This window comes from Coriobacteriaceae bacterium (genome assembly GCA_025993015.1).
GTDB lineage: Bacteria > Actinomycetota > Coriobacteriia > Coriobacteriales > Coriobacteriaceae > Collinsella.
Genome location: DAJPFV010000001.1, coordinates 480,701 through 494,901 on the forward strand (window position 1 = coordinate 480,701; position 14,201 = coordinate 494,901).

Below are 14,201 nucleotides of genomic sequence, written 5' to 3' on the forward strand. Positions count from 1 at the left end.
GCGAAGCGGGCCCTATCCCCCGACCGAGCTCATCGCCCTGCGTTGCCGCGCGGCGATTTTCGTAGGTTCGCGCCTTGCGAAAGCCGGCTTGCAAAACAGTCAGCGAACGAAAATGGCCCCACCCGGGGCCATTTTCGTTCGTGCAAATTGTTGACACGCGTCCCCGCTCTTATGCCTCACGCAGCCAGTCAAACGCCACGCGCGGGGTGCCGTCGGACACATACACGATGCCGGCGCGCTCAAACCCCGCCTTAATACTCGCACCCTGCATGGGCAGGTTATCCTGATGCGTGTCGATACGCAGGTGATCGGCACGCTCTTTGGCAAAGGCAAACATCGCGGCCGCGATACCGTGCGCGGTGCCGTCGGACGCCACACGGTGCAGCACGGCGTACGGAGTGTCGCTGCGCCATTGCCCGTCCTCAATTACGTCATAGCACTCGTCCGGGCCCGGTAAAAAGGCAAACGTCGCCACCACGCGGCCGTCGACTTCACACACATAGCTGCCACCGGCGGCGATATCGGCAGCCAGCTGCTCGGCAGAAGGCGTGCCCTCGGGCCACTGCGTGGCGTTGCCATGCGCGCGCATAAAGGCGCGGGCCGTGTCATAGATAGCCATGACGGCGGGAATGTCGGTATCGAGGGTTTTTCTGATCATCACGCGGCGACCTCACGTTTATTGGTATCACTTTGATTGGGCAATGATACCAGCGTTTGGAGAGAGGCACGAAGCAGATGGGGAGCAAAAAGCGAGCCGCTTGGTCAAAAGCCAAAAGCGAGTTTTTGGGCGCTGCCACGGGCGGCGATATGAGCGACCTGTTTGCGCGCGAAGACGAGCGCCGCGACGCCCTGAACGCCGAGCGCGACGAGGCCTGGCGCTACAAATCGTGCGAACGCAAAAACCGTTACGACACGCGCGCCGAGGCCGAGGCAGTTATGGCCGACTGCGAAAGCCGCGGGCGGCGCGGTTTGGCCTGCTACAAATGCGAATACTGCGGCGGCTGGCACCTGACATCGCACCCTTGGAAATAGGCACCGCATCGGCACGGCACCGACGGAGCGCCAACCATCGCACGCAAGCTACGGGCGCGGCGGCACCAAGACATCGTAACGAACGGCCTTGCCCGCAAGTTGATAGCTCGGCTTAACACCGGCAAGCAGTGGCCCCTTCACCGGCCGCTTGATAACCAACTTGCGCGGGTGCACCGCAAGCGCAGCCTCAACCAGCGTCTCCTCATCGGCGCACGGCTGCTCCAGATGGTGCAAGAGTTGGAATTTCTTTTTAACCGCCGCGCTCTTGGTGCGTCCGGGAAACATGGGGTCCAGATACACCACGTCGGGAGCGGTGAGCTCGCCCCGCCCGATCAGCTCAGCTGTATGGTAAAGGCCGGCAATGCTGTCCTCGCCCGCATGTAAGCGCATGCGCGCCACGGCTGTCGCAAGCGCCGGATCATCTGCCGCGCGATCCAAAGCATCCTTGAGGAGCGCCGCGATCACGCAATCCTGCTCATACAGATCGACGGTAAAGCCCGCGGCCGCCAGCAGCAGCGAATCCTCGCCAAAGCCTGCCGTGGCGTCAATCGCCCATGGGCTCTCGATGCCTTTTGCGCGCGCAGCCTTTACCAGCAGTTCTTGCTGCAGACGGCCCTGCTTGAGCCGTGGAAGCATGCGGCCAAAATCGGCACGCAGCTCCATCGTGCCGTCGGTGAGTGTGAGGCCCTCGGACTTCCCGATCAGCTCAAGCCCCGCGGACCGAGCAACAGAAAAGGGATCGACGACGCCCATGGGTACTCCTTAGCAAGCAAAACGAATACGTGAGCGCCGTTTGTGTCGGCACCCAACCGTCCGCTATTGTCCCACATGCGACATGGCCCACAGCATCGCAATACAAAGCACCGCCATCAATCCCGTGCACACAGTAGCGATCACGGAATCACTCATGCGCCTTCCCAACGACCGCGCCTCACGTACCTGCTCTGCTCCGTACATCATGGTTCCTCCTTCGGTCTAGCTCTTACCATGGCCCCATCATCGCAGCGCCGCGCATACGCTGCCATCGATTTGGCTTACGCCCAGCTTTCCTTTTTGAAAGGTTGGACCGCACAGGCAAGAGACGCTTTCAAACGCATGCATCGCCCCGTTGAACTACAATGTGCTTCACCATATGTGCAGTACATTGGGTGCGCCAAGTTGGCGTACTCGTATCGAAAGGACCAGCCATGAGCTTCACTCGCAAGACTCTCAAAATCCTTGCTCTCATCTACTTTGTTTTGGGCATCGCCAGCCTCGTCACCGCCGGCGTCGGTATCGCCACGGGCGGTCTCGATTCCACGTACGGTTCGTACGCCACGCTCGCAGCGGTCGTGCTTATCGCCAAGGGTCTCGTCGACCTTGCTGCAGGCGTCGCCGGTGTCAAGGGCGCCAACAAGCCTTCGCAGGTGGACGGCGCGTTTAAGCTCGGTATTGTTGCCGCGGTCGCCACGCTTGCCCAAGCGGTGCTCACGCTTCCCGCGTTTGGCGGCGACGCCATCAACTTTGGCGCCTTTGTCATCGTGGTGTACGACCTGTTCTTTGTCCAGCAGGCACACGCCGTTAAGGCCGAGAACAAGGACCGCCTGTAAGCGCTCGCTTCTCATAACCTCTGCAGCCAAGCAACTAAAAAGGGCCGATCGCGCATCTCCGCGGTCGGCCCTTTACGTTTGCCCAGATAAAACCTACCAAAATAAACCTGTCCCTTTTTGGCAGGTTGTTAGCTGTGGCGGTACTCGGCGATGATGAAGTCGATGTCGGTTTGAAGGGTATCCAAATTTGCCAGGCGCTCTTTGTCGGCAGGGCGTGTGCGATAGTAGTACGGCGTCATCTGGAACACCGCCTCGATATCGGCCTGGGTCTGAAGCGTAATATTCGCAGATACCCGCTGCGTTCCGACTAACTCGAGCTCGGTGGTCTTCGGCAGCTTCTCATCGTTAAGGTACGGCGTGTCGTAGAGCACCTCCTTGAGCCCAAACAGATGACGGGCACCCGGCACCACGGTGTAGAGCGAACCCTCCGGCGCCAGCACGCGGGCAAACTCGCGCTCGTTAAAGGGAGCGAAGAGCTCGGTCACCATATCGAAGGCGCCATCGGCCACAGGGATGTCCTTCATGTTGGCCACGAAGTAGGTCGCATCGCCGCGCTTGGCCGCCAAGCGCACCATCTCTTTGCCCAGGTCGAAACCGTAAGCATCCACGCCCGGCACCGCGCCCATGGCGCTGGTGTAGTAGCCCTCGCCACAGCAAATATCGAGCAGCGTCATGGGGCCGTTCACAGACGCGGCGCGCCCAGACACCTGCTTGCGCGCCAACTCAACCATCGCATCGCGCAACGGCGCATAGTAACCGCAATTCAGAAAGTCACGGCGGCTGCGTGCCTGCGACTTGGGATCGCCCATAGAGTCGCCGCTCTTGGACGAGCGCAGTAGATATAGATAGCCCTCGCGCGCACGGTCAAACCGGTGTCCACCCGCGCACACAGCACCGCGCTCGTCGTCCACCAACGGCTCATGGCAAACGGGACACAACAACATGGCAACTCCTTAGCGCGAACAACACAACGCCCACCATTGTCGCACGCCTTCCCCACCTAGTCATTGGGGGACGTTCTTGAACGACTAGTCGTTTAAGAACGTCCCCAACGACTAAAGAACGTCCCCAATGACTAGTCGTTTAGGAGTATCATCGTCTGCGCAAATAAGCACGAAAGAGCATATTAGAGATTGAGAGCGTATGGCAGACACCGCATCTAAGCACATTGACATGACCACCGGCTCGCTGTGGCGCAATATTCCCCTGTTCGCCTTCCCCGTAGCCGCCACGAGCATCTTGGAGCAGCTGTCGAACCTCATCGCCACCGTCATCATCGGTAACTTCTCGGGCGACCAGGGAACCCTCGCCATGGCAGCGGTCGGCTCCAACGTTCCGCTTACCAGTCTTATGCTCAACCTGTTTATCGGCATGTCGCTTGGCTCCAACGTGGTCATCGCCAACGCTATCGGCCGCAACGATCAGAACATGGTCAACCGCGCCGTCCACACCTCGATTCTCATGGCGCTTGTGGGCTTTGTCGTCATCGCGCTGGGCGAGATCTTTGCCGAGCCCATGCTCGCCGCGCTCAACGTTCCCGCCGAAACCATGCCGCTCGCCTCGCTCTACCTGCGCGTCTTTTTGCTCAGCATGCCCTCGATCTTGCTCTACAACTTTGAGGCCGCGATCTTCCGCTCCGTCGGCATCACCCGCATGCCGCTGCAGGCGCTTGCCGTGTCCACCGTCCTCAACATTGGCCTGGACCTCATCTTTGTCCCCGTACTCCACTGGGGCGTCGCGGGCGTCGCCATCGCCACCGCCATCGCCTATACCGTCAGTGCCGCTACGCTCTTTATCCGCCTGCTCAAGACCGACTCCGTCGTCCGCGTCACCCCACGCGACCTGGCTATCGACCCCGTCGCCCTCAAGCGCATCGTCAAGATCGGCCTGCCTGCCGGCATCCAAAGCGCTGTCTTTGCCGTCGCCAACATCATCATCCAGTCCGCCATCAACAGCTTGGGCACCGAGATCATGGCGGCATCGAGCGCTGCTATGAGCCTGGAGTACGTGTGCTACAACCTGCTCAACAGCTTTAGCCAGGCCTGCACCACCTTTGTGGGACAAAACCACGGTGCCCGCCAAATCGACCGCTGCACCAAGACGCTCAAGGTCTGCCTGGTCGAAGGCGGTATCGTCGCGCTCACCACCATCGTCATCATCGTCGGTCTGGGGCGCGAGATCCTAGCGCTGTTTAATAGCGACCCCAACATCGTCTCGATCGGCTATATCCGCGTGTGCTCGATCTTCCCGGCATACGCCTTTAGCATGTTTTACGAAAACATGTCCGGCTACCTGCGCGGCTTTGGCATCTCGCTCATGCCCGCCCTCATCACCATGATCTGCGTCTGCGGCATTCGCTTCTATTGGGTATTCTGCGTGTTCCCGCACTTCCGCACCTTTGCGAACATCATGATGGTCTACCCCATCAGCCTGGGCACCACGGCATTCTTTATGGTCGTGGCGGTATTGCTCTGCCACCCGGCACGCACCTATCGCGCCGCCCAAGCCAAAGCGACAGCCCGCTAAACACCGCACTCAACGTCACGCCAGTCATTAATTGACAATATGCGAGCTCATATAGTCGATAAAACGCCTCGTGGCGATAGGCATGGTGTCCCAGCTGCGCCAAGCTGCCACCACGTCGCGCGAGGGGGCATGCACGATGGGCCGCACACGAATATCGGCTCGCATGCCCTCAACAGTACGACGGTAGAGCATGCTCACGCCTAACCCCTCCTCCACCATCGCCATAATGGTGTAGTCGTCGGTGACCTCACTCGTCACGTGCGGCGACAGCCCATGCGCGGCAAACGCATCGAGCACTAGGCTCTGCTCGCCCTCGTCCAGCAGCACAAACGGCTCGGACGCTAGGTCGGCGAGCGTTACCTTTTCCTTTGCCGCCAGCGGATGCGCGGCCGGCAACAGCGCAACCAACTCGTCGTGATAGACCACGCGCTTCTCGAGCCCGGCGGTAAATCCGCGCGCCGTAAAGCAAAAGTCAACCACGCCATCGTGTACCCATTGAGCGTTGCGCGTGTAATCGCCCTGCTTGAGGGTAAAGCGTACGCCCGGGTGCAGCGCACCAAAGTCGCGGATCACGCGTGGCAACACGGTACGACTCACGTTGGTAAATGTCGCAATGCGAATATCAGTCGAGGAGAGCCCCAGCAGCTCCTGGCGCTTGCCCTCGAGCTCGGCCTCGGCAGTTACGATTTGGCGCAGGTACGGCAGGTACTGCTTGCCGTCGCGCGTAAGCGAGACACCTTGCTTACCGCGCTCGATAAGCGTGGTGCCCAGCTCGCGCTCAAGCGCCTTGACGGCCTGACTCACCGCGCTTTGCGTATAGCCCAGCTCGTCGGCCGCGCCCTTAAGACTGCCGCGATCGACCACCATACAAACAATCTGATACCGCGATGTCATCGTGCCTCCACATCAATGCAGCCGTAAAACGTTTTGTCAGCGCTTTTCGCGCCTACTTTAGCATTTCTTAATCATACTGAAGATACATTCGCTTTACTACATCCACATCTGGGAGCAGAATCCTTTGTACGAAACCGTTCTGTAACAAAAGGAGTCCCATGGATCGCAAAAAAGCAATCGCGCTCTCATTTTCCGTTCCCGTCGCATGGGGCTTTTCGTACCCTCTCATGAAGATCGGCATGGACAGCATGAACGCCACGAGCATCGTCGCGCTACGCTGTATCATCGCCTTTGTGGTCTGCCTGCTGCTCTTCCACAAGCGCGCGTTCCGCATCAACCGCGACCTTATGGTTCGCGCCGCCATCATCGGCGCCATCATGGCAACCGAGCTCACCTGCATGTGCCTGGGCTCCAGCCTCACCTCTGCCTCCACTGCCGGCTTTTTGCAGAGCCTAACGGTCGTGATCGTGCCGTTTGCCAACGCAGCCCTGCTGCATCGCGCCCCCGAGCGCAAGGTGCTCATCGGCACCGCCATCGTCACCTGCGGTATGTTGCTGCTCTCGGGCGCCGACTTCACCAGCCTGAACCCGGGCGCGCTCATCATGCTGCTCTCCGCCTTTATCTATGCCAGCCACATTATCGTGGCCAAGCGCTTTGTCGAAGAAGTCGATCCGCTGTCCCTGGGCGTTTGGCAGCTGGGCTTTGGCGGCCTGTTCTCGGGCATTGCCGCATTCACCTTTGGCGGCTTCACGCTTCCCAGCACGCCCAGCGAGATCGTGGTCGTCGTCGCACTCGCACTCATCTGCTCTGCCTACGGCTTTATCACCCAGACGCTCGTGCAGCCCCACGTGCCCGCCGAGACCACCGGCTTCGCCTTCTCGCTCGAGCCGGTCTGCTCCGCTGTCTTTTCGTTCTTCTTGGTTGGCGAGGTCCTGAGCCCCATCGCCTTCTTTGGCGCCGCCCTCATCCTCACCGGCGTCATGGTGGCAACCGTCGAGCTTCCGCGCCTCCGCGCACATGGACAGGCTCGCATGGCAGGAGCGCCCGAGCACGTCTCGTAGACCCCACTCCTTATGCAGCCGCGGCATAAAGATCTCCAGACGCCTTTACAATAGATGTCAAAAGAGCATCTGCCATAAAGGAGCCCCATGGACACCGCAACCCGCGACCGCAACATAGCAACTTGGTTGAGCGATGCGCCGCGGCCGGTACGTGAAACTACGAACCGGCTGCTCGAGCGCATCGCCCTTTTGCGTGCCAAGCAAACCATCTACCCGGCACAAGACGACATCCTCAATGCCCTCGCCTACACGCCGGCCGACCAGGTCAAAGTTGTCATCTTGGGTCAAGACCCTTATCACGGACCCAACCAGGCCATGGGGTTGTCGTTCTCGGTCCCCGCGACGCAAACCAAGTTGCCGCCGAGTCTGCGCAACATCTATAAGGAACTCAAAGCCGATCTGGGCTGCCCCATTCCCGCCACGGGAGACCTAACCCCCTGGGCACAACAGGGCGTCCTGCTCCTCAACACTACGCTCACCGTGCGCGAGCATGCCGCGAACTCGCACGCCAAACTGGGCTGGAGCACGCTCACCGACTACATTATCGAACGCTGCTGTCAGCTGCCCCAACCGGTCGTCTTTTTGGCATGGGGCCGCTTTGCCCAGCAGATGGTCGATGGTAAGCTCGCCGCGACCGGCGCGGGCAAGGCAACCGGCAAGTTCTGCCTGGCATCCACGCACCCCTCGCCGCTTTCGGCCAACCGTGCCACGGCAGAACTCCCCGCCTTTATGGGGTCGCGCCCCTTCTCTGCTGCCAATCGGCTACTCGAACAGCACGGCTCGACCCCCGTCAACTGGGCTTGCCTCGGCTAAAAATCGATACATCAAAAACGCGCCCGACGGCTTTCCATCGGGCGCGTTTCCTATTCGGGCCAAATAAATTGCGTGCGGCCGGCCTCGCCGCCATCGATCAACAGGCTCTGCCCGGTCATAAACCGGTTGGTCACGCCCACAAAGTAGATCCACTCGGCGATCTCTTGGGCGGTGGCCCAGCGTTTAAGCGGCGTGAGCTCCATAATCTGGTTCCACAGGTGTTCGTCTTCCATCACGCAACGGTTGAGCGGCGTTATAACGCCGCCCGGGTCCACACTGTTGGCGATGGCCTGCGGTGCCAGGCGGTTTGCAAGGTTCTTGGTGTAGGCGATAACACCGCCCTTGCTGGCGGCATAGGCGGGAAACTCCGATCCCGTATGTCCGCTCGCCGACCCCACATTGACCACGGATTTGATAGCCGGCGCAGGCTTGGCGGCGAGCCCCTCCCCCACAAAGGCGTAGCGCTCGGTCACGTTGATGGTGCCACACAGGTTGGCGGCGATGTCGTCGGCCGAATCCTGCGTACCGGCAACGTTCACGATTACCTGAGGCTCAAGGTCGCTTGGAAACGAGTCCGGCTCGCGGACATCAACGATCAGATGGCGGTAGCGCTCGTGTTCGATCGCCGGCGACAGCAGATCAAAGCCCACGACCTCGTGGCCCTCATCCAAAAAGCACTGCACGCACGCGGCTCCGATACCGCCCGAAGCGCCCGTGATCAAAACCCGCATACTTGCTCCTTAGGCGGTTGCGTGGCGCTCGAGGTACTCGGAACCCACATTCTCGCGCTCCCAGCCGCGCACGACCTTGTAGCCCACGGGGCTCAGGAAGACCTCGCACAGCAGCTCGGCAACAGCGCCGGTCAGCGAGCACATGAGGACCTGCACCCAGGTCCAACCAAAGAACGTGTGGCTCACCACGATGGCGAAGACCAGGTTGTCGATAAACTGGCCAACACCCGTGGACACATAGGAACGGAAGGCAAAGCTCGCAAAGTTATTCTTCTTGAGCATACGGCCGAGCGACTGGTTGAGCGTGGAGTTAACCACGGCAGAAACGAGCATTGCCAGCGAAGAGCCCAGCACCACGTACCAGGTGCCGCCGATGGTGGCGTTAAGGGCGGTGTTGACCTCGATCATGCCCGTGTCGTAGTAGGCGCCCCACATGCCGGGCGTGAGCGAACATGCCCAAAAGCACAGGCTCACGGCCAGGTTGACCAGTAGCGCGAGGATGGAGATTTTGATGGATGCCTTGGCGCCAAAGCGCTTGCAGATCATGTCCTGGCACAAAAACGAGACCCAGCTCACCACAAAGCCGCAATCGAGTGCCAGATACGGCAGGCTGATGAGCTCTTTGTTGGCCAGCAGGTTCATCATGATGACACTCACGAAAAACAGCGAAACCGTTGCCGCGGGAATGCTCCGCAACAGGACCTTGTAGTCCTCCATGACCTTCTTGATCATTATATACTCCTTTGGTTTTAGGTTTAACGAGCAGGATATCGGACCCGAACTGCTCGGACGCCCCGGTCTTGAGACGACGGTGGGTATGATAGCCGCTCACACGGCATCAGGCAAGCAAACGGCGCGGCAGCCCCGCAGGGCCACCACGCCGATGCGCTAAAACGCTACGTTGCCAAACTCCGACAGGATAAGGTCGGGATTGTGGTCGGTTGCCCAATCCACGTTCCACGGGCTCGTGAACAGCAGCAACTTGCCGCCGCGCATGTCCTCGACGCGCAGCGTGTCGCGCGTGAGCGAAAGGCCCGGGATATCGATGGTATCGGGGTCGTTCTGAATCCAGCGGATGTCCGTATAGGGCAGCGGCTGGCGACGAACCTCAACACGGTACTCGGCCTTGAGGCGACGCTCGAGCACCTCAAACTGCAGCACGCCGACCACGCCCACGATGACGCTCTCCATGCCGGCACCCAGCTCGCGGAAGATCTGGATGGCGCCCTCCTGGGCAAGCTCCTCCATGCCCTTGACGAACTGCTTGCGCTTGAGCGTGTCGACCTGCGTAATGCGAGCGAACATCTCGGGGGCAAACGTCGGGATCTGCGGATACTGCACGTGGCGCTTGCCGGAGCACACAGTGTCGCCGATGCTAAAGATACCCGGATCGAACAGGCCCACGATATCGCCCGCGTACGCCTCGTCCACGATGGCGCGGTCGTCGGCCATCATCGACGTGCCCGTGGCAAGCTTGAGCTTGCGGTTGCCCTGCACGTGGAAGGCGTCCATGCCGCGCTCGAACTTGCCCGAGCAAATGCGCACAAAGGCGATGCGGTCGCGGTGGTTCTTGTCCATGTTGGCCTGGATCTTAAACACGAAGCCGCTAAAGTCGTCGCGGCAGGGATCGACCGGCTCGCTGGTGAGCGTATCGGTATAGGCGCGCGGCGTCGGGGCCAGACGCAGGAACTCCTTGAGGAAGGGCTCCACGCCAAAGTTGGTGAGCGCCGAGCCAAAGAACGCCGGGCTCAGCTTGCCGCAGGCCACAGCATCCAAGTCGAGCTCGTCGCCAGCGCCATCGAGCAGCTCGATGTCGTCCATCAGGTTCTTATGGTTTTCCTCGCCGATGAGCTCGTCCATGGAAGGATCGCCCAGCTCGGCCTCGACCTCAGCGACCTTCTTGGTGGCGTTGGCGTGGCCGTCGCCCTCAAAGGCAATGACGTGACGAGTCTGACGATCGAACACGCCGCGGAAGTTGCGACCGCTGCCGATTGGCCAGTTCATGGGATACGTATTGATGCCCAGGACGTTCTCGATCTCTTCCATGAGCTCGAACGGATCGCGAGCCTCGTGGTCGAGCTTGTTCACAAAGGTGAAGATGGGAATGTGACGCAGCGTGCAGACCTTAAAGAGCTTCTTGGTCTGGGCCTCGACGCCCTTAGCGCCGTCGATGACCATGACCGCGGCGTCGGCGGCCATAAGGGTACGGTAGGTATCCTCCGAGAAGTCCTGGTGGCCGGGGGTATCGAGGATGTTGACGCAGGCGCCGTTGTAGGTGAACTGCAGAACCGAGGAGGTAACGGAGATACCGCGCTCCTTCTCGATGTCCATCCAGTCCGAGACGGCATGCTTGGCCGAGCTCTTGCCCTTGACCGAGCCGGCGGTCTGGATGCTGCCGGTATAGAGCAGCAGCTTCTCGGTAAGCGTGGTCTTACCGGCGTCCGGGTGGCTGATGATCGCGAATGTGCGGCGCGACGAGATTTCATCCGACAGGCTTGCCATGCGGATCCTTTCTTGCATTGAGTGCATTACGTCGTTGTAACCGCACTATTGTAGCCGCGAAATCTCGCTCTAGGGCGCCTATCAGGACAAATTCATCAGTTGGGGCCTAGGGTAGCAGTCGATGGCGGCACTCCGCAGCAGTTCGTCTCGATCTGTAACATCTAGACGGTTTTTGAACCTCTACCTGTTACAGATTTAGACAAACAGGTGGGCGTCCCAGAAAGATCTCGATCTGTAACATCTAGCCACTCAAAACGGGTCCATCTGTTACAGATTGAGATATAAGGATAGACGGGTAGCCAATATCTCGATCTATAACATCTAGCAGCCAAAATCTTCTCCAGTTGTTACAGATTGAGACAACCAGGTGGGGCCCGCCAGCAAAATCTCAATCTGTAACAGGTAGCCGTCCAAATCGGTTCCAGATGTTACAGATTGAGATGAATGAACGGGCGGACAATCCCTACTTACCTCTTGCGTAACTGTGCATAGTGTATATATACTGTGCTTACCGGTTATATACACGTGTAGCCCAACAGCTAAGGAGCCGCTGTGGACATCATCCTATCCAATTCGAGCGACAAGCCCATCTACGAGCAGATAGCCTCGCAAGTCAAAGCTCAGATCCTATCGGGCGCACTCGCTGCGGGAGCCAAACTCCCCAGTATCCGTGCGCTTGCCAGCGACCTGAGTGTGAGCGTTATCACCACCAAGCGCGCCTACGCCGACTTGGAGCAGCTCGGGTTTATCTGCACCGTGCAGGGCAAGGGGTGCTTTGTCGCTGAGGGCAACCAAGAACTCTTACGCGAAAGCCAGCTCTGCCATATCGAAGAGCTACTTGCAAAAGCGGCGAGCCAAGCCGAAACCCTGGGCGTCACACGCGACAAGCTGCACGAAATGCTTGACCTGGTAGCTCCCGAAACCATGCAGTAGCCATCTGCAAGAAAGGCTATACCATGCAAAACTTGTTAGAACTCAAAGGTGTCTCACGCCGCGTGAGCGAACGTTTTTCGCTGCGCGATGTCACGCTCGCCGTGGAGCCCGGCCAGGTCGTTGGCTTTGTGGGCGCTAACGGTGCCGGCAAGACAACGACCATTCGCGCCGCGCTCGGGCTTATCAAGCTCGATGCCGGCGAGGTGCGCCTGTTTGGGCAGCGCTGTGGCACCGACGCGCCCGATGAGACACAGCGCTGCCTGCGCTCCCGCGTCGGTCTCGTCCTGGACACATGCCCCTTCCCTTCAACGCTCAAGGTGGGCCAAATCGAGGCACTCGTAGGCCAGGCGTACCCCACGTGGGACCGCAAAGCGTTCGCCGGATTCATCGACCGATTTGGCCTCGATCCCAAGACAAAGGTCAAGGACCTCTCCCGCGGCATGGGCATGAAACTGCAGCTTGCCTGTGCACTCAGCCATAATGCCAAGCTGCTCCTTTTGGACGAAGCCACCGCGGGCCTCGATCCCATGGCACGCGAGGAGCTGCTTGATGAGCTGCTTACCTTTGTCGCCGACGGCCAGCACAGTGTGCTGCTCTCGAGCCACATTACATCCGACCTCGATCGCGCCGCTGATCGCGTCATCTGCATCGATAATGGCTCGATTATTTTTGACCTGCCGCGCGAGGATATTACCGACCGCGCTGGCATCGCCCACTGTACCCAAGCACAGGCCGCCGAGCTTATGGCTTGCGTCGAAGGCGCCCGTGCCGCCCGCCATGCCTACAGCGTGGACGTGCTCGTGCCCAACCGTCGCGATACGCTCGAGGCCTTCCCCGAGATTCCCTGCGATCGGGCAACCATTGATGACTATCTTCGCCTCATGCTGAAAGGAGCTTCGAAATGAAACGCGCCTTTATGTCCGAGCTCGCCATCGCTCGCTCGCTTATCCCGAGCATTGCGGGCGTCGGCTTGTTCATCTTCGTCGTGTTGACCCTCGCCAACGCATCGGATGGCGATTCCGGTATGAGCGCCGGCGCCTGCGCCGTCAGTGCCATGTCACCCATCATATTCATGAACTCACTGGCCGGTTTCGACAATCAAAACGGTTGGGAGCGCTATCGCGCAACGCTGCCTCTTTCTCGTAAAGACATCATCTGCGCACGCTACCTGAGCATCATTGTCTTTTCGGCTGTCATGGCGTGCGCCGCCGCGCTTCTGAGCGTCGTCTCCTTCCCGCTCTTCAACAGCGCGGGTATTCCGTTGACGGGACAGATCGTCTTTGAGATTGCAATAGCCTCGGCAGCATCGATGCTCATCTCCCTCATGATGGTGTTTTTGGCACAGCCGCTGTTCTTTCGATTTGGACACATGGAGGCGCTGCGCCTATCCGTTGGCCTGTTTGCCCTGCTCGGGTGCCTTGCCATGGCCACGCTGAGCTCCTCCAACCCCATTAGCAACTGGCTCATGTCCATTGCCGGAGCGAATCCCGATCCCGCCGTCCTTGGCTGCCCGTGTGCAGGAATTGCCGTACTGGCGCTCGCACTATGCGCAATCAGCTGCACCGTCAGCACCAAGGTTTATCGAGTACGCGATCTGTAATCGACGGCTAAAAAAGCTTAGGTGGTACCCCGCTTATTTTTTCAACGAAACGAGGCGGCATAGCGTCACCACCGCCCTTCACAGCAGGCCGTCTAGTTCTTGGCAACCAAAAAGACACCGTCAGCATATCGAAGGTGAATACTTTTCCGAGAAGTGAACGAGTAAAATCAGTGCCCTGTAGCATCGACATTTTTAAGGACTCAATTCCTGCGGTTTTTGTCTAAGAATCCTGCAGTTTTGTTCGAAAAAAGTGTGCATGTTCCAGGGGTCCAGATTTACTCGTTCACTTCGCGGAAAACCATTCACCTTCGATTCGAGCCTTAACCAAATGCCCTCTCGAACTATGGCCCCTGTCTCACCACAGCGATATCAAAGCTTCATGGCGGGACGGTATCATCGGACGAGCGCCGTAAATCTGGCGCGGTCGTTCTTGGGGAGGCATTTCGCCCGTGTCGTGGGTCGTCGCAGCATTTGCGTCAGCACTCTTTGCCGGCATCACATCCATCTTGGCCAAATGCGG

15 protein-coding genes are annotated in these 14,201 nt (G+C 59.4%); 8 read left to right on the forward strand and 7 right to left on the reverse strand.

Annotated features, from left to right (window positions below; all coding sequences use genetic code 11):
• Positions 1–169: 169 nt before the first annotated feature.
• A complete protein-coding gene (locus OIL77_02100; protein ID HJI44214.1) occupies positions 170–658 on the reverse strand; it encodes an N-acetyltransferase in 489 nt (162 codons plus the stop codon).
• A gap of 77 nt (positions 659–735) precedes the next feature.
• On the opposite strand from OIL77_02100, the gene OIL77_02105 reads away from it, so the two are divergent.
• The gene (locus tag OIL77_02105; GenBank protein HJI44215.1) at positions 736–1,032 is read left to right on the forward strand and encodes a hypothetical protein; all 297 of its coding nucleotides are present in this window, start codon (positions 736–738) and stop codon (positions 1,030–1,032) included.
• A 48-nt stretch (positions 1,033–1,080) separates the two neighbouring features.
• Here the strand turns inward: OIL77_02105 and OIL77_02110 are convergent, their stop codons facing one another.
• Entirely contained in the window at positions 1,081–1,785 is a 705-nt protein-coding gene (locus OIL77_02110) for a class I SAM-dependent methyltransferase (GenBank protein ID HJI44216.1), read from the reverse strand.
• Between the two features lie 434 nt (positions 1,786–2,219).
• Here OIL77_02110 and OIL77_02115 point away from each other — a divergent pair, with 434 nt between their 5' ends.
• A complete protein-coding gene (locus OIL77_02115) occupies positions 2,220–2,621 on the forward strand; it encodes a hypothetical protein (protein ID HJI44217.1) in 402 nt (133 codons plus the stop codon).
• Positions 2,622–2,749: 128 nt separating this feature from the next.
• Here OIL77_02115 and OIL77_02120 read toward each other — a convergent pair whose 3' ends face one another.
• On the reverse strand, positions 2,750–3,565 hold the full coding sequence (locus OIL77_02120; protein HJI44218.1) for a methyltransferase domain-containing protein: 816 nt from the start codon (positions 3,563–3,565) through the stop codon (positions 2,750–2,752).
• A 199-nt stretch (positions 3,566–3,764) separates the two neighbouring features.
• On the opposite strand from OIL77_02120, the gene OIL77_02125 reads away from it, so the two are divergent.
• Positions 3,765–5,147 (forward strand): MATE family efflux transporter, encoded by a 1,383-nt coding sequence (locus tag OIL77_02125; GenBank protein ID HJI44219.1) that lies wholly within the window; start codon positions 3,765–3,767, stop codon positions 5,145–5,147.
• 27 nt (positions 5,148–5,174) lie between these two features.
• On the opposite strand, the gene OIL77_02130 is transcribed toward OIL77_02125, so the two are convergent.
• Positions 5,175–6,041, reverse strand: coding sequence for a LysR family transcriptional regulator (locus OIL77_02130; GenBank protein ID HJI44220.1), 867 nt, complete (start codon positions 6,039–6,041; stop codon positions 5,175–5,177).
• 158 nt (positions 6,042–6,199) lie between these two features.
• Between OIL77_02130 and OIL77_02135 the strand changes: the two genes are divergently transcribed.
• Both OIL77_02135 and OIL77_02140 read left to right on the forward strand, forming a co-directional pair.
• Positions 6,200–7,102 carry a DMT family transporter gene (locus OIL77_02135; protein ID HJI44221.1) on the forward strand — a complete coding sequence of 301 codons (903 nt, stop codon included), beginning with the start codon at positions 6,200–6,202 and terminating at the stop codon, positions 7,100–7,102.
• An 87-nt stretch (positions 7,103–7,189) separates the two neighbouring features.
• Complete coding sequence (locus OIL77_02140) at positions 7,190–7,915, forward strand: uracil-DNA glycosylase (GenBank protein ID HJI44222.1); 726 nt, start codon at positions 7,190–7,192, stop codon at positions 7,913–7,915.
• A 50-nt stretch (positions 7,916–7,965) separates the two neighbouring features.
• Here OIL77_02140 and OIL77_02145 read toward each other — a convergent pair whose 3' ends face one another.
• The 3 genes from OIL77_02145 to OIL77_02155 form a co-directional block, all read right to left on the reverse strand.
• On the reverse strand, positions 7,966–8,646 hold the full coding sequence (locus OIL77_02145) for an SDR family oxidoreductase (GenBank protein ID HJI44223.1): 681 nt from the start codon (positions 8,644–8,646) through the stop codon (positions 7,966–7,968).
• A gap of 9 nt (positions 8,647–8,655) precedes the next feature.
• On the reverse strand, positions 8,656–9,378 hold the full coding sequence (locus OIL77_02150) for a VUT family protein (GenBank protein ID HJI44224.1): 723 nt from the start codon (positions 9,376–9,378) through the stop codon (positions 8,656–8,658).
• Positions 9,379–9,534: 156 nt separating this feature from the next.
• On the reverse strand, positions 9,535–11,148 hold the full coding sequence (locus OIL77_02155; protein HJI44225.1) for a peptide chain release factor 3: 1,614 nt from the start codon (positions 11,146–11,148) through the stop codon (positions 9,535–9,537).
• Positions 11,149–11,700: 552 nt separating this feature from the next.
• Here OIL77_02155 and OIL77_02160 point away from each other — a divergent pair.
• Genes OIL77_02160 through OIL77_02170 form a run of 3 tightly spaced genes read left to right on the forward strand, consistent with a single transcriptional unit; the run spans position 11,701 to position 13,681 of the window.
• On the forward strand, positions 11,701–12,081 hold the full coding sequence (locus OIL77_02160) for a GntR family transcriptional regulator (GenBank protein HJI44226.1): 381 nt from the start codon (positions 11,701–11,703) through the stop codon (positions 12,079–12,081).
• Positions 12,082–12,104: 23 nt separating this feature from the next.
• Positions 12,105–12,986, forward strand: a complete 882-nt coding sequence (locus tag OIL77_02165) for an ABC transporter ATP-binding protein (protein HJI44227.1) — start codon at positions 12,105–12,107, stop codon at positions 12,984–12,986.
• Entirely contained in the window at positions 12,983–13,681 is a 699-nt protein-coding gene (locus OIL77_02170; protein ID HJI44228.1) for an ABC-2 transporter permease, read from the forward strand. The genes OIL77_02165 and OIL77_02170 overlap by 4 nt, the downstream gene beginning before the upstream one ends.
• Positions 13,682–14,201: the final 520 nt, after the last annotated feature.